Origin of the sequence: Allobosea sp. CS1GBMeth4 (assembly GCF_900185715.1) — a bacterium.
Classification (GTDB): domain Bacteria; phylum Pseudomonadota; class Alphaproteobacteria; order Rhizobiales; family Beijerinckiaceae; genus Allobosea.
The window spans coordinates 90,514-114,970 of sequence record NZ_FYAS01000022.1 but is presented as its reverse complement, the minus strand read 5'-3'; the positions used below and the strand labels follow the sequence as shown (position 1 = coordinate 114,970).

Here is a 24,457-nt window from a genome sequence, read left to right as displayed (position 1 = left end):
GGCTGCGACGTATCCTTACTTGATCGGCTCGGCGGCGGAGGCGGCGAGGGCGGGCGTGCCGCGCCGGCCGAGCTTGCGCTCGCCGACGCCGAGCTGGATCAGGCTGATGCCGAGCGCCATCACCACGATCAGGACCGAGGAATAGGCGATGGCGAGGCCGAACTCGCCGGCCTCGACGCGGCCGACGATATAGGCGGTGGCGAGATTGTACTCGGCCGAGACCAGGAAGATCACGGCGCTGACCGTCGTCATGCTGCGCACGAAGCTGTAGACCAGCGCGGCGACGAGAGCAGGGCGCAGCAGCGGCAGCACCACCCGCCAGAGCGTGGTGAAGCTGCGGGCCGAGAGCGTGGCCGAGGCCTCGTCCAGGCTCTTGTCGATCTGCGACAGCCCGGCGATGCCGGAGCGCACGCCGACCGGCATGTTGCGGAAGACGAAGGCGATGACGAGGATCAGCCCGGTGCCCGTGATCTCGACCGGCGGCACGTTGAAGGCGAGGATATAGGCGACGCCGAGCACGGTGCCGGGAATGGCGAAGCTCAGCATGGTCGCGAATTCGAGCGCGCCGCGCCCGGCGAAGCGCTGGCGCGTCAGCAGATAGGCGGTGAGCAGGCCGATCAGCGCGGTCAGCGGCGCCGAAATCGCCGCGAGCTTCAGCGTGGTGAAGAAGGACGGCCAGGCCGAGCCGTCGAAATAGAGCCCGCGGCTGAAATCGATCGAGAAGCCGGTGATGTAGTGCTGCAGAGTCGGGGTGTGATCGCGGCCCATCGTCTTCACGAAGCCGCCCATCAGGATGACGAAGTAGATGATCGCGGTGAGCGCCACCCAGGGCCCGATGACGAGGGCGGATATCCAGGTGATCCGGCGCGGCAGCGGCGTCGGCAAGCCGGAATCGCCCTTGCCGGTGACGGTCGTGTAGGACCTGCTGCCGAGCCAGCGCTGCTGGGCCCAGAAGGCGGCGAGGGTGAAGCCGAGCAGGACGATGGCGAGGACCGCCGCCTGGCCCTGGTTGTGCGCGGCGCCGACCACCGCGAAGAAGATCTTGGTCGAGAGCACCTCGAAATTGCCGCCGAGCACCAGCGGGTTGCCGAAATCGGCCATGCTCTCGACGAAGCCGAGCAGGAAGGCGTTGGCGAGGCCGGGCCGCAGCAGGGGCCAGGTCACGGTCCGGAAGGTGGTCCAGCGCTTGGCGCCGAGCGTCTGCGAGGCTTCCTCCAGGCTCGGCGCGATGCCCTGGACGACGCCGATCAGGACGAGGAAGGCGATCGGGGCGAAGGCGAGCACCTGCGCGAGCAGCACGCCGGGCAGCCCGTAGATCCAGCGCGAGCGCGGCACGCCGAACCAGTCGAACATCAGGGTCGAGAACAGCCCGGAGCGGCCGAAGAGCAGGATCAGCGCCAGGCCGATGACGAAGGGCGGCGTGATGATCGGCAGCACGGTGAGCAGGCGCATCGCCCGCTTGCCCGGCATGCCGGTGCGCAGAATCAGCAGCGCGCAGGCGAGGCCGAGCAACGTGGTGACGACGCCGGTGAGCACGGCGAGGATCAGCGTGTTCCAGGCGACGCCGCAATTGGTGTTGGCGGTGAGGCAGCCCAACCCCCAGATCGTCGGGCTGAAAAAGCGCTCGACGAATTCGCCGAGAACCAGCGCGCCGCTCGCATCGACCAGCGCGCTCTTCAGGATGGTCGAGACCGGCAGGAAGATGAAGAGCGCGATCAGCATGACGACGATGCCGATCGAGGAGGTGGTGAAGACGTCGCCGCGGCACAGGCCGCGATAGGCGAGGCCGTGGCAGAGCAGCAGCAGGAGCGAGACCAGCGTGATCAGCGCGCCGAAGCCCATGCCGGGCTGGGCCGCGCCGGCGCCACCGAGCAGGGCGGCCAGCGCCGGCATGCCCTGATCCTTGAGCGTGACGGCGAAGCCCTGGGCGAAGAAGAGGACGAGGCCGGCGAAACCGATCCAGGCCAGGAGCCTGCCGGTCGCGGCATTCTCCTGGCGGAGGCTGAGCAGGCTGGCCGCGGCGAGGGTGACGCCGACCGGCAGGAGCCAGGGCGCCGCTCCCGAGAGCACGAGCGCCAGCGCCGTGCCGCTCTTGCCGAACGGGTAGCCGGCGAGGCTCATCCCGTCGGGCAGGTACCAGGGGATGAGCGCATAGCCGAGCCAGCCGGCCAGCAGCGCAAGCCTCGTCGCGGGACGCATCGTCGCTCGCCTCTTCGTCTTCGATGTCCGCGATCAGCCTGGGCTCACTTCGGCAGCGCCTTGACCTCCTTGTCCCATTTGCTCAGCAGCCGGGTGCGCTCGGCCGAGGAGCCGTATTTGACGAAGTCGTAGTTGATCAGCTTGACCTGATCCATCTTCGGGGCCTGGGCGGGAACCGGGGCATTCCTGTTCGAGGGTACCTGATAGGACTTGGCTGGGGCGCCGAGCGCCTGGGCGGCAGGTGAGAGCGCCCAGTCGTAGAACTTCTTGGCGTTGTCGAGATTGCGCGCGCCCTTGACGATCGACATCGAGCCGATCTCGTAACCGGTGCCCTCGCAGGGGGCGACGGGCTTGATCGGGTCGCCCTGCACCGCGAAGACGACGGCATCGTGGATGAAGACGATGCCGACCGCCGCCTCGCCGAGGCTGGCGGCCTTGGCCGGGGCGGCACCCGACTTGGTGTACTGGCTGATGTTCTTGTGCAGGGCCTTGAGATAGTCGAAGCCCTTGTCCTCGCCCATCAGCTGTACCACGGTCGCGAGCAGCGTATAGGCGGTGCCCGAGGAGTTGGGATCGGCGACCTGGACGTCGTCCTTCAGCTTGGCGTCGAGCAGATCGGCCCAGCATTTCGGCTCGGCGAGGCCCTTCGCCTTGATCTGCTGCGTGTTGAAGCCGAAGCCGAGCGCGCCGGCATAGATGCCGATCGAACGCTTCTTGGCGGCGTTCCATTGCGAGATCGCCCAGGGATGGAGATCCTTGTTCGCCGGCGATTCATACTCCAGCGTCAGCCCTTCCTCGGCCGCCTGCAGGTGCGGGTCGCCGGTGCCGCCCCACCAGACGTCGCCGCGCGGGTTCGAGGCCTCGGCCTTCACCTGGGCATAGATCTCGCCCGAGGATTTGCGGGTCATCGCGACCTTGATCCCGGTCTCCTTCTCGAAGGCGCCACTCATGGCGCGGCACCATTCCTCCTGGACGCCGCAATAGAGAACGAGCGAGCCCTGGGCCTGTGCCGGAACGGCGGCGAAGGCCGCGCCGGTGGCTGCGGCCGCGAACAGTCCGGCGCGAAGCCGGTTCAATGACAGCATGTCTTCCTCCCGTTGGATGTTCTGACTTGTTCTTGTTGGGTCGATAGTGACCGTTCGCTCGAAAAGATCAACGATCCTTGTGCCGGCTTACTATTCCGGTGATCCGCTCCAGTTCGCCTTGCAGCTCCGGGGTGCAGCACAGGACCGGATTGCCGGCCTCGATCGCGTTGCTGTCGAAGAAGTCGCTGATATGCGCGCCGGCCTCGGCCGCGATCACCAGACCGGCGGCGACGTCCCAGGAATTAATGTGCAGTTCGGCATAGGCGTCGCTGCGGCCGCAGGCGACATGGCAGAGCCCGAGCGCCCCGGAGCCCGAGCGCTTGACCGAGGCGCCGGCGGCGAAGCCGCGGCCGACCAGGGCGAGATAATCCTCGGGCGGAATGCGGGTCGACCAGCCGAACTCGACCGTGGCCCGGCGTATGTCGGTGGCATCGGAGACCTTGACCGGCTCTCCGTTCAGGGTCGCGCCGTGTCCGCGGCGGCCGAGATAGACCTCGCCCAGCGCCGGAGCCGAGACGATGCCGATCTCCGGCACGCCGTTCAGCAGGAGGCCGATCGAGATGCACCAGATCCGGTCGCCGCGGGCGAAATTCGAGGTGCCGTCGATCGGATCGATGATCCAGACGGCGTCGGCCGCTTCACCGCCGCCCTCCTCGCCGATCACGGCATCGCTCGGGAACAGGACCGCGAGGCGTTCGCGCAGGAAGGCCTCGACGGCGCCGTCGGCGACGGTGAGCCAGTCCTGGGCGCCCTTCATGCTGATGCCGAGGCTGTCCCTGTGGCGGAAATGGCGGAGCGCGAGGTCGCTGGCCTCCGCGACGAGGCCGAGCACGGCATATTCGCGCAGCTCGAGTTCGGCGGGCGTCATCACAGCGCCTCGAGCGAGACGGAAACCGGCTGGCCGGTGCGGCGCGATTCGGTCGCGGCGTCGGCGAGGATCTGAGCCTTCAGCCCGTCGAGGCCGGACGGGGAGGGCGCGCGCCTGTCGCGGCAGGCGGCGATGAAGGCGTCCAGCTCGGCGCGATAGGCCGCGGCATAGCGTTCGAGGAAGAAGTTCTGCACCGGATCGGCGCGGAAGCCGGCTCCGGTCGCGATCTCCACCGTGGTCTCGTGGATATTGCCGGCGCGCAGCATGCCCCGGGAGCCGTGGACCTCGATGCGCTGGTCGTAGCCATAGGTGGCGCGGCGCGAATTCGAGATCTGGGCGATGCGTCCGCTGGCAGTGCGCATCAGCACGGCGGCGGTGTCGACGTCGCCGGCCCCGCCGATCGCCGGGTCGACCAGCGAGGAGCCGAGCGCGAAGACCTCGACCGGCTCCTCGGCGAGGAGGAAGCGGGCCATGTCGAAATCATGAATCATCATGTCACGAAACAGTCCGCCCGAGCGCCTGACGTATTCGACCGGCGGCGGGCCGGGGTCGCGCGAGATCACGCTGACGATCTCGACCTCTCCGGCTTCGCCCTGACGCAGGCGCTTTTCCAGCGCCGCGAAATTCGGGTCGAAGCGGCGGTTGAAGCCGATCATCAGCGGCCGGCCCGACTTCGCCACCAGCGCGAGGCAGCGGCGGATGCGGCCGGCGTCGAGATCGACCGGCTTCTCGCAGAACACGGCCTTGCCGGCCGAGACGGCGGCCTCGATCAGGTCGGCATGGGTGTCGGTCGGCGTGCAGATCACCACGGCGTCGATGGCGCCATCAGACAGGATCGCCTCGGTGCTCGCGACCTTGGCGCCGGAGGCCTGGGCGAGCGAAGCGGCGGCGTCCGCGGAGGCATCGGAGAGCGCGACCAGCTGCGCGTCGGAGCGCGCCGCGACGTTGAGCCCGTGAATGCGCCCGATCCGGCCGGCGCCCAGCAATCCAAATCTCATCACGTCCGTGGTCCCGCGGTTCGAGTGCTGCGGCGCGTCAGTCGTGCGCGCCGAGAATGGTCTGGTCGAAATCGACATTGGCGCCGGTCATCAACCCCGATTCGTCCGAGGCGAGATAGGCGACGGCCTTGGCGACCTCGCGCGGGTCGATCAGCCGGCCGAAGGGCCGGCCGGCCTCGGCCTTCTCCAGCCAGCCGTCCTGCGCACCATGGCGCCGGCGCATGATCGCGTCCTCGCCGGGTGTCGCCATCCAGCCGATATTGAGGCCGTTGACGCGGATCCGGTCGCCGAGGAGCCCATAGGCGGCGTTCTTCGTCAGCGTCGCAAGCGCGCCCTTCGAGACGCTGTAGGCGGCGAGGAAGGGCTGGCCGCCATGGGCCGACATCGATTGGATGTTGACGATGGCGCCGTGGATGCCCTGCCGGCGCATCAGGGTCGCGGAATCCTGGATCAGGAAGAAGGGGGCGGTCAGGTTGACCGCCATGATGCGGGCGTAGAGTTCGGGAGTGGTGTCGAAGATCGTGCCGCGGTCGGTGTCGCCGGCGGCGTTGACGAGGATGTCGAGCCGGCCGAAGGCCTGCTCGGCGGCCGGCACGATCCGGCGGACCGCCTCGAGGTCGGCGAGGTCGGCGGCGTGGAAGAGGGCTCTACAACCCCGCGCCTCCAGGCTGGCGGCGACGGCTTCGCCGCGCTCGCGGTTGCGGCCGGTGAGGACGAGGCCGGCAGCGCCGCGCGCGGCGAATTCGCGCGCGATCGCCTCGCCCAGGCCCTGGCTGCCGCCGGTGACGATGGCGACCTTGCCGTCGAGTTCGCGACGGAAGTCGGTTGGCTGCGGCACTGCCTGCCCCTCCCCATGCCCATTGCCGTAATGGCACATTATTTTTATTGCGCTTGACTAATAGAACAAACATTCCATTCTCTCCCGGCGCAAGTCAAGGCCGCGAGAGCCCCTGTTCCCGATGACGTCGCCAGTGCAGCAGGATCCGCCACGGGGCGATTTCGACGGTTTCGTCGCCCTCCTGCGCGAGCGCGGGCCGAGCCTGCCGAAGCGGTTGCGGCAGGTCGCCGACTACGCACTCGCCAATCCCGACGACATGGCGCTGAACACCGCGGCGCAGGTGGCGCAGCAGGCCGGGGTGCAGGCTTCGACCCTGGTGCGCTTCGCCCAGGCGCTCGACTATTCCGGCTTCAGCGAGCTGCAGCAGCTCTTCCGCTCGCGGCTGCGCCGGCACATCCCCGATTATCGCGAGCGGCTGGCGGCGCTGCGCGATGAAGGCGCCGCCGGGCCGAACATGGCGCAGGTGCTGCTCGACGGCTTCGTCGAAGCCAGCCGCAGCTCGCTGTCGCGGCTGCAGTCGACGATCCGGTATCGTGACGTCGACATGGCGACCGATCTGCTCGCCGGCGCCGGGACCATCGTCCTGATCGGCGCCCGCCGGATGTTCCCGGTCGTGTCCTATCTCGCCTACGCCTTCGGCAAGCTCGGCATCCGGGCCGTGCTGGTCGACAATGTCGCCTCGCTCGGGCCCGAGCAGGCGTCGATCGCGCGCGCGGGCGACGTCGTCGTCGCCGTCAGCTGCGCGCCCTATACGCCGGCGACGGTCGCGATGGCGGCCGAGGCCCATGGCAAGGGCATTCCAGTGGTGGCGATCACCGACGGCGCGCTCAGCCCGCTCGCCCAGCATTGTTCCCTGTGGCTGGAGGTCGAGGAGGCCGATTACGGCGCCTTCCGCTCGATGTCGGCCAGCTTCGCGCTCGCCATGACGCTCGCCGTCGGCACTGCCGAGAAAGCCCGCCACGATGCCTGATCCCGTGCTCGACCTGATCTCGATCGGCCGTTCCTCGGTCGACCTCTACGGACAGCAGATCGGCGGCCGGCTGGAGGACATGGCGAGCTTCTCCAAGGCGGTCGGCGGCTGCCCGACCAATATCGCGATCGGCACGGCGCGGCTCGGGCTGAAATCGGCGGTGATCACCCGCGTCGGCGACGAGCAGATGGGCCGCTTCATCCTGGAGCAGCTGCGGCGCGAGGGCGTCGAGACCAAAGGGGTCGTCGTCGATCCCAGGCGCCTGACCTCGCTGGTCATCCTCGGCGTGCGCGACGAGAAGACCTTCCCGCTGATCTTCTACCGGGCCGATTGCGCCGATGCGGCGCTCGACGAGAGCGAGATCGACGAGGCCTTCATCGCCTCGGCGAGGGCGGTGGTCGTCACCGGTACGCATTTCGCGATTCCCAACGCGGCGAAGGCGCAGCGGAAAGCGATCGCGCTCGCCCGCAAGCACGGCCGCAAGGTGGTGTTCGATGTCGACTACCGGCCCAATCTCTGGGGTCTCGCCGGGCATGCCGCGGGCGAGGAGCGCTATATCCGCTCCGACACCGTCACCCAGCACCTCCAGGCGATCCTGCCGGAATGCGATCTGATCGTCGGCACCGAGGAGGAACTGCATGCCGCTGGCGGCTCGGAGGACACGCTCGCCGCGATCCGCACCATCCGCACGCTGAGCCGGGCGACGATCGTCTGCAAGCGCGGGCCGATGGGGTGCGTGGTTTTCCCTGGAGCCATCCCAGATTCAATCGAGGACGGCATCAAGGGGCCGGGCTTCCCCGTCGAGGTCTACAATGTGCTCGGCGCGGGGGACGCCTTCATGTCCGGCTTCCTGCGCGGCTGGCTGCGCGACGAGCCGATCGAGACCTGCTGCACATGGGCCAATGCCTGCGGCGCCTTCGCCGTCTCGCGCCTGCTCTGCTCGCCGGAGAGCCCGACCTTCGCAGAGCTGCAGTTCTTCCTGAGGCAGGGCTCGCCGCACCGGGCGCTGCGCCATGACGTGGCGCTCAACCATGTCCATTGGGCGACGACGCGCCGGCCTCAGGCCGAAACGCTGATGGCGCTCGCGATCGACCATCGCGCCCAGATCGAGGCGATGGCGGACGAGGCCGGCGTGCCGCGCGCGCGCATCGCCGCCTTCAAGCGGCTCGCGGTCGACGCCGCGGCGCGGGTCGCGAGGGGCGCCGCCGGCTTCGGCATGCTGCTCGACGGGCGCCATGGCCGCGAGGCGCTGTTCCGCGCCGGCGATCACGGCTTCTGGATCGCACGGCCGCTGGAGGTGCCGGGCTCGCGGCCGCTCCGGCTCGAAACCGACGCGGAGGGCTCGCTCGGCGTGGCGCTGAACGAATGGCCGGTCGACCATGTCGCCAAGGTTCTGGCGTTCTACCATCCGGACGACGACGCGGCGCTGAAGGGCGAGCAGGAGGCGGTGCTGCGGCGCGTCGCGCTGGCCTGCCGGCAGGTCGGCCGCGAGCTCCTGGTCGAGATCATCTGCTCGAAGAACGGCGAGGTCGGCGACGAGACCATGGCGAGCGTCATGCGCCGGCTCTACGCGATCGGCATCAAGCCGGATTGGTGGAAGCTGGAGGGCCAGCCGAGCGCCGCCGCCTGGGCGGCGGTCGATGCCGCGATCGCCGAGAACGATCCCTATTGCCGCGGCGTCGTGCTGCTCGGGCTCGACGCGCCGCTGCCGGAGCTGGAGGCCGCTTTCCGGCTGGCGCAGACCGCGAAGACGGTGAAGGGTTTCGCAGTCGGGCGCACGATCTTCGGCGAGGCGGCGCGCGGCTGGCTCGCGGGTGCGCTCGACGACGAGGCCGCGACGGCGATGATGGCCGAGCGCTTCGGCCGGCTGGTCGAGGCCTGGCAAGGCCGCTGAGGAGAGACGCTATGAGCACGATCAGGCTGACCATGGCGCAGGCGCTGGTGGCGGCGGTGGCGGCGCAGAAGACGGTGGTCGGCGGCCGGACGCTGCCGCTCTTCGCCGGCGTCTGGGCGATCTTCGGCCATGGCAACGTCGCCGGCCTCGGCGAGGCGCTGCACGGCGCCCGCGACATCCTGCCGACGCTGCGGGCCCATAACGAGCAGGCGATGGCGCATGCGGCGATCGCCTTCGCCAAGGCCTCGCGCCGGCGCCGGATGATGGCGGTGACGAGCTCGATCGGCCCGGGCGCGACCAATATGGTGACGGCGGCCGCGGTCGCGCACGTCAATCGCCTGCCGCTGTTGCTGTTACCGGGCGATGTCTTCGCCGGCCGCCGGCCCGATCCGGTGCTGCAGCAGATCGAGGATTTCGGCGACGGCACCGTCTCGGCCAATGACTGCTTCAGGCCTGTTTCGCGCTATTTCGACCGCATCACCCGGCCGGAGCAGCTGGTCCCTGCCTTCGAGCGGGCGATGCAGGTCCTGACCGACCCGTCGGAATGCGGGCCGGTGACGCTGGCGCTGTGCCAGGATGTGCAGACGGAAGGCTGCGACTATCCCGAGAGCTTCTTCGCCGAGCGGATCTGGCAGCCGCGCCGGACGCGTCCCGACGAGCGGGAGCTGGCGCAGGCGGTGGCGCTGCTGAAAGGCGCGCGGCGGCCGCTGGTCGTCACCGGCGGCGGCGCGCTCTACAGCGAGGCCGAGGGCGAGCTCGCCCGCTTCTGCCTCGCGCACGGCGTGCCGAGCGCCGAGACGCAGGCCGGCAAGAGCGCGCTGCCGCACGACCATCCGCTCAATCTCGGCGCGATCGGCGTCACCGGCACGGGCGCCGCCAACGAGGCGGCGAAGAGCGCCGATGTCGTGCTCGCGATCGGCACGCGCCTGCAGGATTTCACCACCGGCTCGCGTGCGCTCTTCGCCGAGCCGGACTGCCGGATCATCGGCCTCAACACGCAGGGATTCGATGCCGGCAAGCACGGCGCGCAGCCTCTGCTGGCCGACGCCAAGGCCGGCCTCGCCGAACTGGAAGCCGGGCTCGCCGGCTGGAAGGCGCCGGCCGGCTGGACGGCACAGATGCAGGCCTCGCGCGACGCCTGGCTCGCCGGCGCCGCGCGCTATACCGCAGCCGGCAACCAGGCGCTGCCGAGCGATGCTCAGGTGATCGGCGCGGTGCAGCGCCAGAGCGGGGCGAGCGATGTCGTGCTCTGCGCCGCCGGCGGCCTGCCGGGCGAATTGCACAAGCTCTGGCAGGCCGGCGCCCCCGGCGGCTACCATATGGAATACGGCTATTCCTGCATGGGCTACGAGATCGCCGGCGGGCTCGGGGCCAAGCTCGCCGACCCGGCACGCGAGGTCATCGTCATGGTCGGCGACGGCTCCTATCTGATGATGAATTCGGAGATCGCCACTTCGGTGATGCTCGGGGTCAAGCTCATCATCGTCGTGCTCGACAATCGCGGCTTCGGCTGCATCAACCGGCTGCAGAACGCGACCGGCGGCGCCTCCTTCAACAATCTGCTGCGCGATGCCCGCCATGAGGTGCTGCCGGAGATCGACTTCGCGGCGCATGCCGGTTCGATGGGCGCGGTCTCCAGGAAGGTCGCAAGCCTGGCGGAGCTGGAATCCGCGCTCGCCGAGGCGCGTGGCCATGATCGGACCAGCGTCATCGTCATAGACACCGACCCGCTGGTCTCGACCGATGCCGGCGGGCACTGGTGGGACGTCGCGGTGCCGGAGGTCTCCGTTCGCGACGAGGTCAAGGCGGCGCGCAGGCGCTATGACGGCGCGCTCGCCGCGCGCGATATGTGACGAATGAATCCCGCCATTGCGAGCGCAGCGAAACAAGCCAGGGGGCCATGGAGCTCTGCCGCCCCTGGATTGCTTCGTCGCTAGCGCTCCTCGCAATGACGGTTCTGCTCTAAACCGACACCTTGAACCTCATGGACCTCGACATGCCCATCCGTATCGGCGCCAACCCCATCGGCTGGTCGAACGACGATCTGCAGGAGATCGGCGGCGCGACGCCGCTCGAGACCTGCCTGGCGGAGGCGCGGGAAGCCGGCTTCGTCGGCATGGAGCTCGGCCACAAATTCCCGCGCGAGCCGAAGGCGCTCAAGGAGGCGCTCGAGCCCTTCGGGATGGCCTGCATCTCCGGCTGGTATTCGGCCGAGCTGCTGAGGCGCGGTGCCGACGAGGAGATGACGCACCTGCGCCCGCATCTCGACCTGCTCAAGGCGATGGGATCGACCGTACTGGTCTTCGCCGAGACCTCGAACGCGATCCATGGCGACCGCGGCAAGCCTCTGTCGCAGCGCCCGGTGCTGGCGTCCGGCGATTGGGCCGAGTTCGGCCGGAGGATCACGCAGGTGGCGGAGCGTACGCTCGCCGAGGGGGTCCGGCTGGTCTACCATCACCATATGGGCACGATCGTCGAGAGCGAGGCCGATATCGACGCCTTCATGGCGGCGACGGGAGAGGCGGCGCATCTGCTGCTCGACACCGGCCATGCCACCTGGGGTGGGGCCGATCCGGCCAAGCTCGCCGCGCGCTACCGGAGCCGGATCAGCCATGTCCACGCCAAGGACGTGCGCAAGAGCGTGATGGAGCAGGCGCGCCGCGAGGACTGGAGCTTCCTCGACGCCATCCTCGGCAAGGGCAGCGAGCTCGGCGTCTACACCGTGCCGGGCGACGGCATGGTCGACTACCCCGCCGTGTTCAAGGCACTGCCGGGCTATTCCGGCTGGGTCGTGGTCGAGGCCGAGCAGGATCCAGAGAAGGCCCATCCGCTGACCTATGCCAGGAAGGGCGTCGCCCATCTCAAGCAGAGCCTGAAGGAGGCCGGGCTCGCCTGAGTTCCCCGTCATTCCGGAGCGCGTCGCCGACGCAACGCTCCGGAACGACGGAGAGGTTCCGCGCGAGATGACTGGAGCAGTGATGTCGACACTATTGGTCAAGCGGCAGGCGCCCGACGCCGAGGGGCGCATCCACGAAGTCACGCCGGAGACGGCCGGCTGGGAGCATGTCGGCTTCGCCGTGCACAGGCTGACCGGCGGGCAGAGCCTGGCGCGCCAGACCGGGGACAGGGAGCATTGCCTCGTCCTGCTCTCGGGCAAGGTCGCGGCCAGCGCCGGCGGGCGGGATTTCGGCGTGATCGGCGGGCGGACCTCGCCCTTCGAGCCCGATCCCTGGTCGCTCTATGTCCCGGCCGGCTCGAGCTGGAGCGTCACGGCGCAGGGCCCGTGCGAGCTCGCGATCTGCTCGGCGCCGGGCAAGCCGGCGGCCCGGCCCGCTCGTGTGATCGCGCCGAGCGATGTCGCCTGCCTGACGCGCGGGGAGGGGAGCAACACCCGTCATGTCCGCAACATCCTGCCCGAGACCGAACCTGCCGACGGGCTCCTCGTCGTCGAGGTGATCACGCCCTCGGGCTGCTGGTCGAGCTATCCGCCGCACAAGCACGATCAGGACCGGTTGCCGGCGGAATCGCTGCTGGAGGAGACCTATTACCACCGTCTCAACCCGCCGCAGGGCTTCGGCTTCCAGAGGGTCTATACCGACGACCGCTCGCTCGACGAAACCATGGCCTTCGCCGATGGCGACGTCGTGCTGGTGCCGAGAGGCTACCATCCCGTCGGCGCGCCGCATGGCTACGAGCTCTATTATCTCAACGTCATGGCCGGGCCGAAGAGGATCTGGAAATTCCACAACGACCCCGCGCATGAGTGGATGCTGAAGGCGTGACGATTGCCGGGCAAGCCGAGTTGATCGGGGACGAGGACCTCGCCTATCTCAGGAGCCGGACCAGCTTCGCCGCGGGCGCCGGCATGGCGCTCGACGAAGGCTACCGGCTGGCGCATCTGCCGCTGATCGATCCGGGCCATCCCAAGGCGATCGCGCGCAAGCAGGGCACGCATTACGAGAATGGCCGGCACCCTCCGGTCTACTCGCTGGTGATCCCGACACCCGGCCTGCCGGAGGCGCCGGCCTATCGCGAGCTGGAACGGGAGCTGCGCCGGGCCCCGTTCGCGGAGAAGATCGCCTGGGAGCTCGTCGCCCGGCGGCAGGCGAAGCTGCACGCCACCCTTTGCGGCTCGCTCTCGACCGGCGCGCCTCCTGCGCTCGATCCGGCGGCGCGGGAGGCGCTGTCGCGCTTCGGGCCGGTGACGCTCGAGCTGCGCGGACTGTTCTCCGGCAACGTCAATCGCGGCCGCCTCTATCTGCGGCTCTACCCCGAGCGCCGCGACGGGCAGAACGCGCTGCACCTGATCCAGCGCATGCTCGGGCGAGCGACGAGCGATCTCTACGTCGTCGGGATCTGGAACCTGACCGAGGATCTCGACGTTGCCGAGGCGACGGCGCTCGCAGCCATGCTCCGGCGCTGGTGGGAAAGACCCATCCTGCGCTTCCAGGCCGACCGGCTCTGGCTGTTGGCGGCCGGCGACGACCTCGTGCTCGATTCGCAGATCGCCGAGACGCTGCATCTGCGATAGCTGCGGCGAGGCCGCGCTTGCCTTGACGCCCCGGCGGGGCTACCTCGCGCCATCGATTTCCGCCGCCGCGCAGGCGGCTTCGCGACCGTCCAGCCCGCTGCCAGCGCCGTGGCGGGGCGATCGCCAACCGACAGGACCGGAGCCATGGCCCGCAAGAAGTCAAAGCCGCTCGACGCGGCCTATGTGCTGTTCGACGTGTTCTACGAGGACGGCTCGCGCAGCTCCAACCGGCGCGTGCCCAGCGATCTGCTCGGCGGGATCGACGGCGACGAGCCGGCGCTCGACGCGATCCAGGAACAGGATCGCGTCATCGCCGAGAGATCCGGCAAGCCGCCGCTCGCGATCAGGAGCGTCGTGCGCGCCGGCGAGGCCGAGAAGCAGGCGGCCCGGCAGGCGGAGAAGGCCTCGCGTCGCTCGGTCTGAACGAAGGAGTTCAGCGCTTGGTCCGCCGGCGGGCGGGCTGCTGTTCCTGCTCGCCGGTGCGGAGCAGCGAGCCGATCAGGTAGAGCGCCAGACCGACGCCGATCACCGCTGCGAGCGGCTCGCGTTCGCCGCGGCGCATCAGCATCTGGCCGCCTTCGCGCGCATAGTCGCGCCCCATGTCGAGATAATCCTGGCTGCGCGCGACATAGTCCCGGCTGCGGTCGACCTGATCGCGCCCGGTACCGACCAGGTCGCGCCCGGCCCGGAGCGCCTGATCGCCATAGTCGCGCAGCATGCGGCTCCAGCCTGACGTATCGGGCTGCCAGCTCGCGCGGCGCGGGGCGAACGCCCAGGCGATCAGCCCGACGCTGAGCGCGCCGACCGCGAAGGCCGCGAGCGGATGGCGCTCGACCGTCTCGACGGCGGCCTCGCCCGTCTCGCGGGCGTGGCGGCCGGCTTCACGCAGCGTGTCGCGCGGATCGATCTCGGCGAGTTTCTCCTTCGCCCGCCCATAGCCGTCCCTGACGGTCTCGGCCGTGCGGCTGGCGAGGTCGGCGGCCCGGCCCGCGACATCGCCCGTCGCGCGCTCGATCCCTTCCCGCGCGCCGTCTTCCTCGGCGGGGACGTCCGGCGGCAGGCGCTTGTCGTTGTCCATCGTTCGACTCCATGGGCTCGGGTGCTTCATGGTCGAAACGAGGGAACGGCGACAGGGTTCCGTGCCGGGCGAGAAAGGTGGGAGCTAGACCGGATCCGATCAGATTGAATCGATCTGATCGGATCCGCCTCTCATTTTCAGTCTGGAGACCGCTTGACCGACCAGCTTGCGGTGCAGGCTGGTCGGCACGGGCTCTAACGCGTCGCGCGCCGTGTTGCGCGCACCACCGAGGGAGCGCTGACCGCGCCGGCGGCGCCGCCGACCACGGCTCCGATCGGGCCGGCGACGACCGCCCCGGTCCCGGCGCCGACCGCGGCGCCGCTGACGCGCTGCTCCAGCGTCGTGCAGGCGGCTAGGCCGAGGGCCAGTGCTGCGAGGGCGGCGGCGATCTTCATCGTATGTCCTTCGTGTTGCTGCGGTGACGGCCGCCATTTTTCGTTTGGAGCCCGTTCCGATCCGCTTGCGGTGCAAGCGGACCGGAGCGGGCTCTAGCCCAGAAGTTGCCGCAGGGCGATGGCAGAGAATCGGATCGTTGGTTAAGCTCGCCGCGGCGAGCTCGACGCATCGCCCAGGGAGACTGCTCATGAAGACGCTTCTGTTCTCCACCGCTCTCGCTCTGATGAGCGCTGGGCTCCTGGCTGCGCCGGCATCGGCGCTGACGATGAAGGAATGCAGCGCCAAATATCAGGAGGCCAAGAAGGCGAACACGCTGAAGGGCCAGAAGTGGAACGATTTCCGCAAGGCCAACTGCGCCGACGACGACGCCTCGGAGAACGACGCCGCGGCGGCGGTGACGGACGCCCCGGCGGCGACGCCGGCCGCGACCACGCCGGCCAAGCCCGCCGGCAAGGCCAGGCCAGCCGTCTTCCCGAAGGCGGTCTCGCCGAAATATTCCAACGAGACCGCAGGCCGCGCGCGCCTCAAGACCTGTGCCGACCAGTACAACGCCAACAAGGCCAACAACGCCAATGGCGAGCTGAAGTGGATCGAGAAGGGCGGCGGCTACTGGAGCCAGTGCAACGCCAAGCTCAAGGGCTGAGGCGGCACGGCGCGCCCGGACGCCGGGCGCACCCCGTCCGCCGGTCCAGCTCCTGCCGGGATTGCGGCAGCAGATGCAGGTGATCGCGGACCTGCGCCGAGCATGACCGCAAGGCGCACGCCGCCGACAAGCCGCGTCGGCCGGATCGGACGAATTTTCGGGAGATCAACGCTCTAGCGTTGGGCCTGGTGGAGCTGAGGGGATTCGAACCCCTGACCTCTGCAGTGCGATTGCAGCGCTCTCCCATCTGAGCTACAGCCCCAGGGCGCTGGCCTTCTAGGCCTTGCGTCGCGCTTCTGTCAATCGCTTGCGACAGGAGTTTTGTGGGGGCTCTCGTCGGAGCGCCCGGCCTTCTCGGAGATGCTGCTCGATGCGTGCCGTTCTCGACGTCGTGATGCTGGCGCTGAACCTCTATGTCTGGCTGCTGATCGCCTCGGCCGTGCTGAGCTGGCTGATCGCCTTCAACGTCGTCAACACCCGCAACCAGTTCGTCTCGATGGTGTGGGACTTCCTCTATCGAATCACCGAGCCGGCACTGCGGCCGATCCGGAACATGCTGCCCAATCTCGGCGGCATCGACATCTCGCCGATCATCCTGCTGCTGGTGATCTTCTTCATCCAGAGCGTGATCAGCCGCTACGTCTACCCCAACGTGTTCTAGGCATCATGGCGGCCTGGTCCGTCACATCCGACGGCCTGGCGATCGCCGTCCGCCTGACGCCGCGCGGCGGGCGCGACAGCCTCGACGGCGTCGAGACCCTGGCCGACGGCCGCCAGGTGCTGAAGGCCCGGGTCAGGGCCGCCCCCAGCGACGGCGAGGCCAATGCGGCGCTGATCGCGCTCCTCGCCAGGGAACTCCAGATCTCGCGCTCGCAGATCTCGCTGACGGCAGGTGCGAGCGCGCGCCTGAAGCGGGTGTTGATCCACGGCGATGCCGGGACCCTGGCGGCGCGATTGCAGGGCAGGCTCGGCGGGATCTGATGCTGCATCGCAGCAGAATCGCCAAGTCCGCTCTTGACGAAGGCCCCCGGGTTCTGGCCCAAGATGGGCCATGGACCAGCCAAGCCCCGAGCCGTTTCCACAGCGCCTGACGGAAGGCTATCGCGCCTTCCTCGACGATCGCTTCGCGCGCGAGAAGAGCCGCTACGAGGAACTCGCCGAGACCGGGCAGACGCCGAAGATCATGCTGATCGGCTGCTGCGATTCGCGCGTCTCGCCCGAGGTGATCTTCGATGCGAGCCCGGGCGAGATGTTCGTGGTGCGCAACGTCGCCAATCTCGTCCCGCCCTTCTCGCCGGACGACCAGCTGCACGGCACCTCGGCCGCGCTCGAATACGGCGTCCAGGCGCTGAAGGTCGAGCATATCGTGGTGCTCGGCCATGGCCGCTGCGGCGGCGTCCGCGCTTTCGCCGACGATGCGCAGGGCCCGCTCTCGCCCGGCGACTTCATCGGCAAATGGATCACGCTGATCGAGCCGGCGGCGCGGCGCTCGGGCGGGCGCAGCCGCAACGAGAGTTTCGAGAGCTATGTCGAGCGCCTCGCCCTGCTCTCGATCCAGCAATCGCTCGCCAATCTGCGCACCTTCCCCTGCATCAACATCCTCGAGGGCAAGGGCCGGCTGCATCTGCACGGCGCCTATTTCGCGGTGGCGACTGGCGAGCTGATGCTGCTCGACCCGCAGAGCGGGCAGTTCGTGCCGGCCGTCGGCGAGATGCCGAAGAAGGTGCAGATGATCCGCTGCTCGCCGGCGGCGCCGGAAGGGGGAGGTTGACGCCTCGTCCCGAAAGAGTGAATTTTGAAGCAATCGCCGCTTGAAACGGCGGTCGCCGGGTATGAATCCGCGATCTGGCAGCTTTTGGCCGGACCCGAATTTTTGCTGCGCCGCCCCGATGACGAACCCGGAAGCTTGCGCTAGATTGCGCGCTCCCGGTCACTATCGTTGAAGCTGCATGTTCGATCGTCGTAAGCCCGCCGCCCCGGCGCCCTTCGTCACCCACGAGAATATCGAAGCCAAGGTCAAGTGGTTCGATCCGGAGAAAGGCTTCGGCTTTGCCTCTCCGGCGGACGGTTCCGGCGACGTGTTTCTCCACATCTCGGCCATCGGCCCGCAGGATCCGCAGGACCTGCAGCCCGGTGCCACCATCATCTGCGATCTCGGCGAAGGCCGGCGCGGCCTGCAGGTCGTGTCCGTTCACGAGATCGATGCCTCGACCGCGACCCCGGCCGCGCCGCGTGGCCCCGGCGGCGGTGGCGGCCGTCCGTTCTCGCCGCGCCCCCCGCGCGACGATTTCGGCGGCGGCTATGGCGGTGGCGGCGGTTACGACCGCGGCGACCGTGGTGGCTTCGACCGCGGCGCCAGCGCGCCGATGGAAGGGCCGTTCGACGGCGCGGTGAAATTCTTCAACACCGATCGCGGCTTCGGCTTCATCGCCCCGGACAAGGGCGGGCCGGACGTGTTCCTGCACGTCTCGTCGCTGAGCCGCAGCGGCCTGCAGCCGCCGATGGACGGGCAGCGCGTGCGCTTCTCGATCCGCGCCGGCAAGAAGGGCCCCGAGGCCGCGAACATCAGCTTCCTCTGAGAGGCTGATCGCCGGCGGACACGTCCGGTCGGGCTGATTTGGCCTGGCCGGGTTGTGCCTGGACGAATCGACGAGGCGGCAGGCCGAAAGGCCGGGCCGCCTCAAACGCGTTCGAGGGCGCGATGCGGCGGCGGCGGCAGCGCGATCCCGATGGCGTCGCCCGGCCTGACCAGGCCGCCGTCCAGCACGATCGCCATGATTCCGGCCTTGCGGATCAGCGCCCCATCGGCGCCGCGGCCGAGCACGGCCGCGAGCAGGCCCGGCCGGAAGGCCTCGATCTGGGCGCAGGGGTTGCGCAGTCCGGTGACCTCGATCAGAGCTTCGCCGCCGAGGCGAAGCCGGGCACCGACCGGCAGGCCGAGCAGGTCGATTCCCCGGGTGGTGAGGTTCTCGCCCATGTCGCCCGGCCCTACCGGGAAGCCGGCATCGGCGAGCTCGTCGAAAAGTTCCGCATGGATCAGATGGACCTGACGCAGATTGGGCTGCGTCGGATCGACCCTGACACGCGAGCGGTGCTTCACCGTCTCGCCGCAATGGGCGTCGCCTTCGACGCCGAGGCCGGCGAGCAGGCGAATCGCCGGCAGGACCGGCTTGCTGAAGCGGTGTGCATCATCCCGCGCGACGGCAATGATCCTGCTCATCGGCCTCCATCCGGTCGCCGTCCCCGGGCATGGCAGCGCGGCGCTTGGGGAGCCCCGCTGGCGCCACGAAAAAACCGGGCCTGTCACGCGGCCCGGTCGATCGTTCCTGGCGGCAGCCGCAGCTCAGTGGTCGTCGCCCTCGAGCCCGCCGACATGCTTCTGGGTGTAGAGCTCGAGGCCGATGCGGCCGATCAGGTCGAGCTGGGTCTCGAGGAAGTCGATATGGCCTTCCTCGTCCTTCATCAGCGCCTTGAACAGGTCCTCGGACGGATAGTCGCCGACCTCGCGGCAATATTTGGCCGCCTCCTGATACAGCGCCCGCGCCTCGACCTCGGCCTTCAGGTCGCACTCGATCACTTCCTTGACGTTCTCGCCGATCCGCAGCGGGTCGAGCGTCTGCATGTTCGGGAAGCCCTCAAGGAAGAGGATGCGGTCGACGAAGCGGTCGGCATGGACCATCTCCTCGATCGACTCCTTCTTCCAGGTCTTCGCCATGTCCTTAAGGCCCCAATTGTCGAGGAGCCGATAGTGAAGCCAGTATTGGTTGATGGCCGTCAGTTCGGAGCGCAGGCCCTTGTTGAGGTATTCGATGACCTTCTTGTCGCCTTTCATGCCGCTCTCCTCGCTGTCGGCTGTGGATCAGCCTGGCTACATTATAATGCTCATAATGTAGAGCGATGAACTCGGAAAGGAAAGGCCGGACTGCAAGGTCTGCGGCAGAAATCGCCGCGGCGCGGTCAGGCGGCGGCGCGGTCGTCATTCTCCTCGATGCCGGCCATCATCAGGCCGACCGAGACGTGAACCGCGCAAGCGACATCCCGGCTGGCGCAGCTCTGGCACTGGCTGGCGCAGGCGGCGCGGGCCTCCGCCAGCAGGGCGCGGACCTCGCGGGCGCAGCGGCCGCAATCCGGGCTGCAGCCGAGGCAGTCATAGGCCTCGCCCGCGGTGCGCGGGCCGCTGCCGTCCGGCGCGATCGTGCCCTTGATCTGCCGACAGGAGAGGACGTTGCAGGAGCAGACGATCACGTCCGGCGGGCTCCCGCGACCTTCGTCGCCGTCTCCACGCCATCGGCGCGGCGCAGGCGCACGATCACCTCGACGGAGGCGATCATCATGCCGTCCGGCGCCGCCGGCAGGCCGGTGACCTCGATCTGCGAGCCCGGAATGTCGACGACGGTCTCGTCGTCCTCATTGTAGAAGTGATGATGCTCCGAGACATTGGTGTCGAAGAAGGTCTTCGGCCCGGACACCGACACCTGACGCAGCAGGCCGGCCTCGGAAAACTGACGCAGCGTATTGTAGACGGTCGCGAGCGAGAGCGGCTCGCGGGCGCGCAGCGCCTCCTCGTAGAGCATCTCGGCGCTGACATGCCGGTCGCCCTTGGCGAAGAGCAGCCAGCCCAGCGCCATGCGCTGGCGGGTCGGCCTCAGGCCGACGCTGCGCAGGCGCGCCTTGACCGCGCTGATCGGACAGGCGGCAGGGGCCTTCTGCGGCCAGGGAATCTGCTCCTCATGGGCAGCCCGGGCCGGGCTGCCGTCCTTCAGGGACAGAATGCTCATGAACGCCTTCCAACTCGAAGATCAGTGTCCATGCAGTTTAGAATTCATCTAAACTACTGATATTGCTGATATTTTTGCCCTCTTCGATGCGGGCTGTCAATTCTCCCCGGCCTGCGGCGGAACGCATGGGGGGTGTCCACGACACGCAGCGGTCCCTCCAAGCGGGACGTGTCGTCCGTTCGGACGGTCTCGGCGGAGGCCGTCAATGCCCGCCTCCGCCGCCCGGTGCGGGAGCCGGCGGCCTGCGCATGAACAGGGCGAGCACGACCAGGGCGCCGAAGATGCAGGTCAGGCCGAGGAAGACGTCACCGAAGGCCATCACCAGCGCCTGCTTGTGGGCTCGCTGGGTCAGCAGCTCCAGCGCCATGGAGCGCGCGGCGTCGCCATGCTCGGCGAAGCGCTGGATCAGCGCGGCGAGATTCTCCTCGGCGACCTGGCGCCCCATGGCGACGGCCTCGTGCAGGCGGGCGATGTGCAGGTCGGTGCGGTTGTTGAGCAGGGTATTGATCACCGCGAGCCCGACCGCGCCGCCGAGATTGCGGGTGAGGTTGTAGAGCCCCGAGGCGTTCTTGAGCTGCTGCGGCGGCAAGGTGCCGAGTGCGAGGTTGTTGATCGGCACCATGCACAGCATCAGCGAGCAGCCGCGCAGGATCTGCGGAGCCAACAGTTCGTGGAAGTCCCAGTCCGCCGTGATCGCCGAGGCGAGCCAGGTGCCGAGCGCGAAGCCACCGAAGCCGATCATCATCATGATGCGCGGGTCGAGCTTGGCCGAGAGGCGTCCAGCGATCGGCGCGGTGAGGAACATGGCAAGGCCGGTGACGAACATGGTCTCGCCGATCATCAGCGCGTCGTAGCCGCGGATGCGCCCGAGATAGACCGGGTAGAGATAGGTCAGGCCGTAAAGGCCGATGCCCATGGTGAAGGAGAACAGCGAGCCGAAGGCGAAGTTGCGGTCGGAGAAGGCGTAGAGGTCGACCAGCGGGTCCTCCCGCGTCAGGGCGCGCCAGAAGAACAGCACGGCGCCGACCAGCATCACGCCGGTGAAGAGAACGATCTCGTGGCTCTCGAACCAGTCGAGACGGGTGCCTTCCTCGAGCACATATTCCATGCTGCCGAGGAAGGCGGCCATGGCGCCGAGCCCGATCCAGTCGAAGCGGCGGAGCAGGCCATGGTCCGGCCTGTCGAAGTCGATCAGCGTCCAGGCGGCGATGGTGACGCCGATGCCGGGCACGACATTGACCAGGAACAGCCAGTGCCAGGAGAAGGCGTGGCTGAGATAGCCGCCCACCGTCGGGCCGATCGTCGGCGCGAGCGTGGCGATGAGACCGATCAGTGGCGAGACGATCGGCCGTTTCGAGGGCGGAAAGATGGTGAAGGCCGCGGCGAAGACGCCGGGGATCATGCCGCCGCCGATGAAGCCCTGGACCGCGCGCCAGAGGATCATCTCGTTGATCGAGCTCGACGAGGCGCAGAGCGCGCTGGAGATGGTGAAGCCGGCCGCGGCGATCGAGAAGAAGACGCGCGTCGACAGCGCCCGGCTGAGATAGCCGGACAAGGGGATCATGATCACCTCGGCGATCAGATAGGCGGTCTGGACCCAGGCGATCTCGTCGCTGGAGGCGGAGAGCCCGGCCTGGATCTCGGCGAGCGAGGCCGAGACGATCTGGATGTCGAGGATCGCCATGAACATGCCGAAGACCATCGCCAGGAAGGCGAAGATCCGGCGCATCGGGATGGCGTCGGCAGCCGGCGCGCCGGCTGCCGGGGGCGCAGTGGTAGCGGTGGCCATGCCGGCCTCCTCGACGGATGTGGCGGTCGGATTCCGGGAACCGGCCCCGGCCCGAGGAGCGCCGTGAGGCGCGGTGCGCTTCGGCCCGGAAGGGGCGATCGAGCCGCTGCGCACCGCCATTTCCCGGTCGGAAATGGCTCCTCGGGTCGGGGTCGGCGAGAGCCGGAGCCGATCGGGCCGGGCCGACCCGATCGGCGGATCCGTCTCTCACGGTCAGTCTGAGCCGGCCGATCGGCTGCGCGGGCAGGCGAGCGAACCGGCGCCGGTCAGTTCCGCGCGCCCGGACGCGGGTCGATCGAAACCACCACCGACATGCCCGGCCGCAGCACATGCCTGCCCGCCGACTCCGGCGAGAGCGCGATGCGGACCGGCACGCGCTGGACGATCTTGGTGAAGTTGCCGGTGGCGTTGTCGGGCGGCAGCAAGGTGAAGACCGAGCCGGTGCCGCCGGCGATGCCGCTGACGGTGCCGTCGAAGACCTGGCCGGGCAGGGCGTCGACGGTGATCTTCGCCCTGTCGCCGATCTTCAGCGGGCCGAGCTGCGTCTCCTTGAAATTGGCGTCGACATAGACCTTGTCGAGCGGGACGATCGACATCAGCCGCTTGCCGGCGCTGACGAGATCGCCGAGCTGCATGTTCGTGTTGGCGACGAGGCCGTCGATCGGTGCCGAAATCGTCATGAAGGACAGGTCGCGCGCCGCCTTGTCCTCGGCGACCCGGAGCTCCTCGATCTGGCGGGCGGCCTCGACGCGCTGCGCCTTGAGCACCTCGATATTGGCCTGCGCCTGGACGACGCCGGCCTTCGCGCTGACGAGCGAGGCGACCGCCTGGTCGCGCGCGGCGGTGGCGGCGTCGAGCGTCGCCTGCGAGCCGTAGGACTTGGCGGCGAGGTTGCTGGCGCGCTCGAAATCGGCGGCGGTGCGGGTGACGGCGGCTTCGGCGGAGTTCTGCTGCGCCTGCGCCTGCTGCAGGCTGGCGCGAGCGGCCTCGATCTGCGCGTCGATCCGGGACAGGGTGGCCCTGGCGGTCGCGCTCTTGGCGTGTGCGCTCTCCAGCGCGATGCGCTGGTCGCCGTCGTCGAGCTTGACCAGTTGCTGGCCGGCCTTGACCTCCTGGTTCTGGGCGACCGAGATCGTGGCGATGTTGGCGGGCAGCTTGGCCGAGATCGTCGCCATGTCGGCGCCGACATAGGCATCGTCGGTCGAGACGATGAAGCGGCCATCGCGCCACCAGCCGATGCCGAACCACAGGCCGGCCCCGAGGGCCGTGCCGGCGACGAGGGTGAGGACGATGCGCCTGACGCCGCGCTTCGGTGCCGGCCTGCCGCCCGTCTGCGCGGCAGGGCCGCGCTCCTCGCCCGTCTTGCGGGCTTCGATCGAGCCGGGTGTCTGCTCGAGCACGGGGTCGACCAGCTTCAGGCGATCCCGGCGGGGCTCGGCTCGTTTTTCAGTGGCGGCTTCGACGGTCATGGTGGTAATGCCCTGACGATCATAATTCGAACCGCTCGGTTCGATCGAGGTTGAAATAGCGTCCGCCGCGGCGCATATCAAGAGCAAATCGAACCGATCGGTTCGATTATTTTGCAAGCGCGAACTTGCGCAGAGGTATGGAACACGATGAGTGCGATGCTGGAGCCGCGTGCCCGGGCCATCTCCCGCAACCGGCGCGTCGCCGGGATGGATCCCGACAAGCGCCATCAGATCCTCGAAGGGGCAAATGCCGTGTTCGCCGCGCGCGGCTTCGACGCCGCCAGCATGAACGACATCGCTGCGGCCGCGAACGTCTCCAAGGGCACGCTCTATGTCTATTTCGAGGACAAGGAGCATCTCTTCGTCGCCCTGATCGAGCGTGAGCGCGAGAAGCAGAAGCAGGGCATGTACGCCGCGCTCGCCGACGAGCCGAGCCTGACCCTGGCCCTGACGAATTTCGGCACCGGGCTGGTGCGCCTGCTGACCGGCCCCTTCGCGCTGAGCGCCCACAGAATCGTGCTCGGCGTCGCCGAGCGCATGCCGGATCTCGGCCGCGAGTTCTACGAGCGCGGCCCGATGCAGGGCGCGCAGCACCTTGCCGCGTTTCTGGAGCAGCGTGTCGCGGCCGGCGAGCTCGCGATCGGGGATGTCGCGCTGGCGGCAGCGCAGTTCGTCGATCTCTGCCAGTCGACCTTGATGCGTCCCCGCCTGTTCAACGCCGTGCGCACCCCGCCCGGCGAGGACGAGGTCGCGCATGTCGTCGGCGAGGCGGTGGCGACCTTCATGGCCCGCTACGGCAAGGCGGCGCGCTAGAGCCGGTGAATCCGGCTCTCACTTTTAGCTTAGAAACCGTTTTACCGATCAGCTTGCGGTGCAAGCTGATCGGAACGGGCTCCGGAAAAGTGCTCCGCCAGCCGGCGA

At 68.7% G+C, this 24,457-nt stretch carries 26 protein-coding genes and 1 tRNA gene; 13 read left to right on the top strand and 14 right to left on the bottom strand.

Going from position 1 to position 24,457, the window contains the following annotated elements; genetic code table 11:
• Window positions 1-15 precede the first annotated feature (15 nt).
• The 5 genes from CS1GBM4_RS13600 to CS1GBM4_RS13580 form a co-directional block, all read right to left on the bottom strand.
• Window positions 16-2,199: an iron ABC transporter permease gene (locus CS1GBM4_RS13600; protein WP_186419260.1), complete on the bottom strand. Its 2,184-nt coding sequence runs from the start codon at window positions 2,197-2,199 to the stop codon at window positions 16-18.
• A 44-nt stretch (window positions 2,200-2,243) separates the two neighbouring features.
• On the bottom strand, window positions 2,244-3,284 hold the full coding sequence (locus CS1GBM4_RS13595; protein WP_186419259.1) for an ABC transporter substrate-binding protein: 1,041 nt from the start codon (window positions 3,282-3,284) through the stop codon (window positions 2,244-2,246).
• 67 nt (window positions 3,285-3,351) lie between these two features.
• Window positions 3,352-4,152, bottom strand: coding sequence for an inositol monophosphatase (locus CS1GBM4_RS13590; protein ID WP_186419258.1), 801 nt, complete (start codon window positions 4,150-4,152; stop codon window positions 3,352-3,354).
• Entirely contained in the window at window positions 4,152-5,153 is a 1,002-nt protein-coding gene (gene iolG, locus CS1GBM4_RS13585) for an inositol 2-dehydrogenase (RefSeq protein ID WP_186419257.1), read from the bottom strand. The genes CS1GBM4_RS13590 and iolG overlap by 1 nt, the downstream gene beginning before the upstream one ends.
• Before the next feature lie 34 nt (window positions 5,154-5,187).
• Entirely contained in the window at window positions 5,188-5,988 is an 801-nt protein-coding gene (locus CS1GBM4_RS13580) for an SDR family oxidoreductase (RefSeq protein ID WP_244607223.1), read from the bottom strand.
• Window positions 5,989-6,109: 121 nt separating this feature from the next.
• Between CS1GBM4_RS13580 and CS1GBM4_RS13575 the strand changes: the two genes are divergently transcribed.
• The 7 genes from CS1GBM4_RS13575 to CS1GBM4_RS13545 all read left to right on the top strand — a co-directional run bounded on the left by CS1GBM4_RS13575 (window position 6,110) and on the right by CS1GBM4_RS13545 (window position 13,806).
• Window positions 6,110-6,958, top strand: coding sequence for a MurR/RpiR family transcriptional regulator (locus tag CS1GBM4_RS13575; RefSeq protein ID WP_244607222.1), 849 nt, complete (start codon window positions 6,110-6,112; stop codon window positions 6,956-6,958).
• The gene (gene iolC, locus CS1GBM4_RS13570; RefSeq protein ID WP_186419255.1) at window positions 6,951-8,852 is read left to right on the top strand and encodes a 5-dehydro-2-deoxygluconokinase; all 1,902 of its coding nucleotides are present in this window, start codon (window positions 6,951-6,953) and stop codon (window positions 8,850-8,852) included. Before CS1GBM4_RS13575 ends, iolC begins: the two co-directional genes overlap by 8 nt.
• 11 nt (window positions 8,853-8,863) lie before the next feature.
• Entirely contained in the window at window positions 8,864-10,705 is a 1,842-nt protein-coding gene (iolD, locus tag CS1GBM4_RS13565) for a 3D-(3,5/4)-trihydroxycyclohexane-1,2-dione acylhydrolase (decyclizing) (protein ID WP_186419254.1), read from the top strand.
• 143 nt (window positions 10,706-10,848) lie between these two features.
• Window positions 10,849-11,748, top strand: a complete 900-nt coding sequence (gene iolE, locus CS1GBM4_RS13560; protein ID WP_186419253.1) for a myo-inosose-2 dehydratase — start codon at window positions 10,849-10,851, stop codon at window positions 11,746-11,748.
• A gap of 82 nt (window positions 11,749-11,830) precedes the next feature.
• Window positions 11,831-12,634, top strand: a complete 804-nt coding sequence (iolB, locus tag CS1GBM4_RS13555; RefSeq protein ID WP_186419252.1) for a 5-deoxy-glucuronate isomerase — start codon at window positions 11,831-11,833, stop codon at window positions 12,632-12,634.
• Entirely contained in the window at window positions 12,631-13,383 is a 753-nt protein-coding gene (locus CS1GBM4_RS13550) for a hypothetical protein (protein ID WP_244607221.1), read from the top strand. Before iolB ends, CS1GBM4_RS13550 begins: the two co-directional genes overlap by 4 nt.
• Window positions 13,384-13,527: 144 nt before the next feature.
• The gene (locus CS1GBM4_RS13545) at window positions 13,528-13,806 is read left to right on the top strand and encodes a hypothetical protein (protein WP_186419250.1); all 279 of its coding nucleotides are present in this window, start codon (window positions 13,528-13,530) and stop codon (window positions 13,804-13,806) included.
• A 10-nt stretch (window positions 13,807-13,816) separates the two neighbouring features.
• Here the strand turns inward: CS1GBM4_RS13545 and CS1GBM4_RS13540 are convergent, their stop codons facing one another.
• Both CS1GBM4_RS13540 and CS1GBM4_RS13535 read right to left on the bottom strand, forming a co-directional pair.
• Complete coding sequence (locus CS1GBM4_RS13540) at window positions 13,817-14,461, bottom strand: hypothetical protein (protein WP_186419249.1); 645 nt, start codon at window positions 14,459-14,461, stop codon at window positions 13,817-13,819.
• Between the two features lie 194 nt (window positions 14,462-14,655).
• Window positions 14,656-14,856 carry a hypothetical protein gene (locus CS1GBM4_RS13535; RefSeq protein WP_186419248.1) on the bottom strand — a complete coding sequence of 67 codons (201 nt, stop codon included), beginning with the start codon at window positions 14,854-14,856 and terminating at the stop codon, window positions 14,656-14,658.
• 188 nt (window positions 14,857-15,044) lie between these two features.
• Here CS1GBM4_RS13535 and CS1GBM4_RS13530 point away from each other — a divergent pair, with 188 nt between their 5' ends.
• Window positions 15,045-15,500, top strand: a complete 456-nt coding sequence (locus CS1GBM4_RS13530) for a hypothetical protein (protein ID WP_186419247.1) — start codon at window positions 15,045-15,047, stop codon at window positions 15,498-15,500.
• Between the two features lie 186 nt (window positions 15,501-15,686).
• Here CS1GBM4_RS13530 and CS1GBM4_RS13525 read toward each other — a convergent pair.
• A tRNA-Ala gene (locus CS1GBM4_RS13525) sits at window positions 15,687-15,762 on the bottom strand.
• Between the two features lie 108 nt (window positions 15,763-15,870).
• On the opposite strand from CS1GBM4_RS13525, the gene CS1GBM4_RS13520 reads away from it, so the two are divergent.
• The 4 genes from CS1GBM4_RS13520 to CS1GBM4_RS24770 all read left to right on the top strand — a co-directional run bounded on the left by CS1GBM4_RS13520 (window position 15,871) and on the right by CS1GBM4_RS24770 (window position 18,079).
• Window positions 15,871-16,161, top strand: a complete 291-nt coding sequence (locus CS1GBM4_RS13520; protein ID WP_186419246.1) for a YggT family protein — start codon at window positions 15,871-15,873, stop codon at window positions 16,159-16,161.
• A 2-nt stretch (window positions 16,162-16,163) separates the two neighbouring features.
• The gene (locus CS1GBM4_RS13515) at window positions 16,164-16,481 is read left to right on the top strand and encodes a DUF167 family protein (protein ID WP_186419278.1); all 318 of its coding nucleotides are present in this window, start codon (window positions 16,164-16,166) and stop codon (window positions 16,479-16,481) included.
• Window positions 16,482-16,551: 70 nt separating this feature from the next.
• Window positions 16,552-17,271: a carbonic anhydrase gene (locus tag CS1GBM4_RS13510; RefSeq protein ID WP_186419245.1), complete on the top strand. Its 720-nt coding sequence runs from the start codon at window positions 16,552-16,554 to the stop codon at window positions 17,269-17,271.
• 178 nt (window positions 17,272-17,449) lie between these two features.
• Window positions 17,450-18,079 (top strand): cold shock domain-containing protein, encoded by a 630-nt coding sequence (locus CS1GBM4_RS24770; protein ID WP_186419244.1) that lies wholly within the window; start codon window positions 17,450-17,452, stop codon window positions 18,077-18,079.
• A 101-nt stretch (window positions 18,080-18,180) separates the two neighbouring features.
• Here the strand turns inward: CS1GBM4_RS24770 and CS1GBM4_RS13500 are convergent, their stop codons facing one another.
• From CS1GBM4_RS13500 to CS1GBM4_RS13475, 6 genes are all read right to left on the bottom strand, one after another.
• Complete coding sequence (locus tag CS1GBM4_RS13500) at window positions 18,181-18,720, bottom strand: MOSC domain-containing protein (protein WP_186419243.1); 540 nt, start codon at window positions 18,718-18,720, stop codon at window positions 18,181-18,183.
• 123 nt (window positions 18,721-18,843) lie between these two features.
• Entirely contained in the window at window positions 18,844-19,332 is a 489-nt protein-coding gene (gene bfr / locus CS1GBM4_RS13495; RefSeq protein ID WP_186419242.1) for a bacterioferritin, read from the bottom strand.
• 125 nt (window positions 19,333-19,457) lie between these two features.
• The gene (locus CS1GBM4_RS13490) at window positions 19,458-19,745 is read right to left on the bottom strand and encodes a hypothetical protein (RefSeq protein ID WP_186419241.1); all 288 of its coding nucleotides are present in this window, start codon (window positions 19,743-19,745) and stop codon (window positions 19,458-19,460) included.
• A complete protein-coding gene (gene irrA, locus CS1GBM4_RS13485; protein WP_186419240.1) occupies window positions 19,742-20,278 on the bottom strand; it encodes an iron response transcriptional regulator IrrA in 537 nt (178 codons plus the stop codon). Before irrA ends, CS1GBM4_RS13490 begins: the two co-directional genes overlap by 4 nt.
• Before the next feature lie 202 nt (window positions 20,279-20,480).
• Window positions 20,481-22,067 (bottom strand): DHA2 family efflux MFS transporter permease subunit, encoded by a 1,587-nt coding sequence (locus CS1GBM4_RS13480; protein ID WP_186419239.1) that lies wholly within the window; start codon window positions 22,065-22,067, stop codon window positions 20,481-20,483.
• A 266-nt stretch (window positions 22,068-22,333) separates the two neighbouring features.
• Window positions 22,334-23,536 carry an HlyD family secretion protein gene (locus CS1GBM4_RS13475; protein ID WP_186419238.1) on the bottom strand — a complete coding sequence of 401 codons (1,203 nt, stop codon included), beginning with the start codon at window positions 23,534-23,536 and terminating at the stop codon, window positions 22,334-22,336.
• A 147-nt stretch (window positions 23,537-23,683) separates the two neighbouring features.
• On the opposite strand from CS1GBM4_RS13475, the gene CS1GBM4_RS13470 reads away from it, so the two are divergent.
• Window positions 23,684-24,349 (top strand): TetR/AcrR family transcriptional regulator, encoded by a 666-nt coding sequence (locus tag CS1GBM4_RS13470; RefSeq protein WP_186419237.1) that lies wholly within the window; start codon window positions 23,684-23,686, stop codon window positions 24,347-24,349.
• Window positions 24,350-24,457: the final 108 nt, after the last annotated feature.

Bases quoted from the DNA above. Each gene is read 5' to 3' on its own strand.
- iolD (WP_186419254.1), top strand. From the start codon at position 8,864: ATGAGCACGATCAGGCTGACCATGGCGCAGGCGCTGGTGGCGGCGGTG.
- CS1GBM4_RS13540 (WP_186419249.1), bottom strand. From the start codon at position 14,461: ATGGACAACGACAAGCGCCTGCCGCCGGACGTCCCCGCCGAGGAAGAC.
- CS1GBM4_RS13480 (WP_186419239.1), bottom strand. From the start codon at position 22,067: ATGGCCACCGCTACCACTGCGCCCCCGGCAGCCGGCGCGCCGGCTGCC.
- CS1GBM4_RS13600 (WP_186419260.1), bottom strand. From the start codon at position 2,199: ATGCGTCCCGCGACGAGGCTTGCGCTGCTGGCCGGCTGGCTCGGCTAT.
- iolE (WP_186419253.1), top strand. From the start codon at position 10,849: ATGCCCATCCGTATCGGCGCCAACCCCATCGGCTGGTCGAACGACGAT.
- CS1GBM4_RS13595 (WP_186419259.1), bottom strand. From the start codon at position 3,284: ATGCTGTCATTGAACCGGCTTCGCGCCGGACTGTTCGCGGCCGCAGCC.
- CS1GBM4_RS13500 (WP_186419243.1), bottom strand. From the start codon at position 18,720: ATGAGCAGGATCATTGCCGTCGCGCGGGATGATGCACACCGCTTCAGC.
- CS1GBM4_RS24770 (WP_186419244.1), top strand. From the start codon at position 17,450: ATGTTCGATCGTCGTAAGCCCGCCGCCCCGGCGCCCTTCGTCACCCAC.
- CS1GBM4_RS13530 (WP_186419247.1), top strand. From the start codon at position 15,045: ATGAAGACGCTTCTGTTCTCCACCGCTCTCGCTCTGATGAGCGCTGGG.
- irrA (WP_186419240.1), bottom strand. From the start codon at position 20,278: ATGAGCATTCTGTCCCTGAAGGACGGCAGCCCGGCCCGGGCTGCCCAT.
- CS1GBM4_RS13535 (WP_186419248.1), bottom strand. From the start codon at position 14,856: ATGAAGATCGCCGCCGCCCTCGCAGCACTGGCCCTCGGCCTAGCCGCC.
- CS1GBM4_RS13575 (WP_244607222.1), top strand. From the start codon at position 6,110: ATGACGTCGCCAGTGCAGCAGGATCCGCCACGGGGCGATTTCGACGGT.
- CS1GBM4_RS13590 (WP_186419258.1), bottom strand. From the start codon at position 4,152: ATGACGCCCGCCGAACTCGAGCTGCGCGAATATGCCGTGCTCGGCCTC.
- iolB (WP_186419252.1), top strand. From the start codon at position 11,831: ATGTCGACACTATTGGTCAAGCGGCAGGCGCCCGACGCCGAGGGGCGC.
- CS1GBM4_RS13510 (WP_186419245.1), top strand. From the start codon at position 16,552: ATGGACCAGCCAAGCCCCGAGCCGTTTCCACAGCGCCTGACGGAAGGC.
- CS1GBM4_RS13520 (WP_186419246.1), top strand. From the start codon at position 15,871: ATGCGTGCCGTTCTCGACGTCGTGATGCTGGCGCTGAACCTCTATGTC.
- CS1GBM4_RS13470 (WP_186419237.1), top strand. From the start codon at position 23,684: ATGAGTGCGATGCTGGAGCCGCGTGCCCGGGCCATCTCCCGCAACCGG.
- bfr (WP_186419242.1), bottom strand. From the start codon at position 19,332: ATGAAAGGCGACAAGAAGGTCATCGAATACCTCAACAAGGGCCTGCGC.
- CS1GBM4_RS13545 (WP_186419250.1), top strand. From the start codon at position 13,528: ATGGCCCGCAAGAAGTCAAAGCCGCTCGACGCGGCCTATGTGCTGTTC.
- CS1GBM4_RS13475 (WP_186419238.1), bottom strand. From the start codon at position 23,536: ATGACCGTCGAAGCCGCCACTGAAAAACGAGCCGAGCCCCGCCGGGAT.
- iolC (WP_186419255.1), top strand. From the start codon at position 6,951: ATGCCTGATCCCGTGCTCGACCTGATCTCGATCGGCCGTTCCTCGGTC.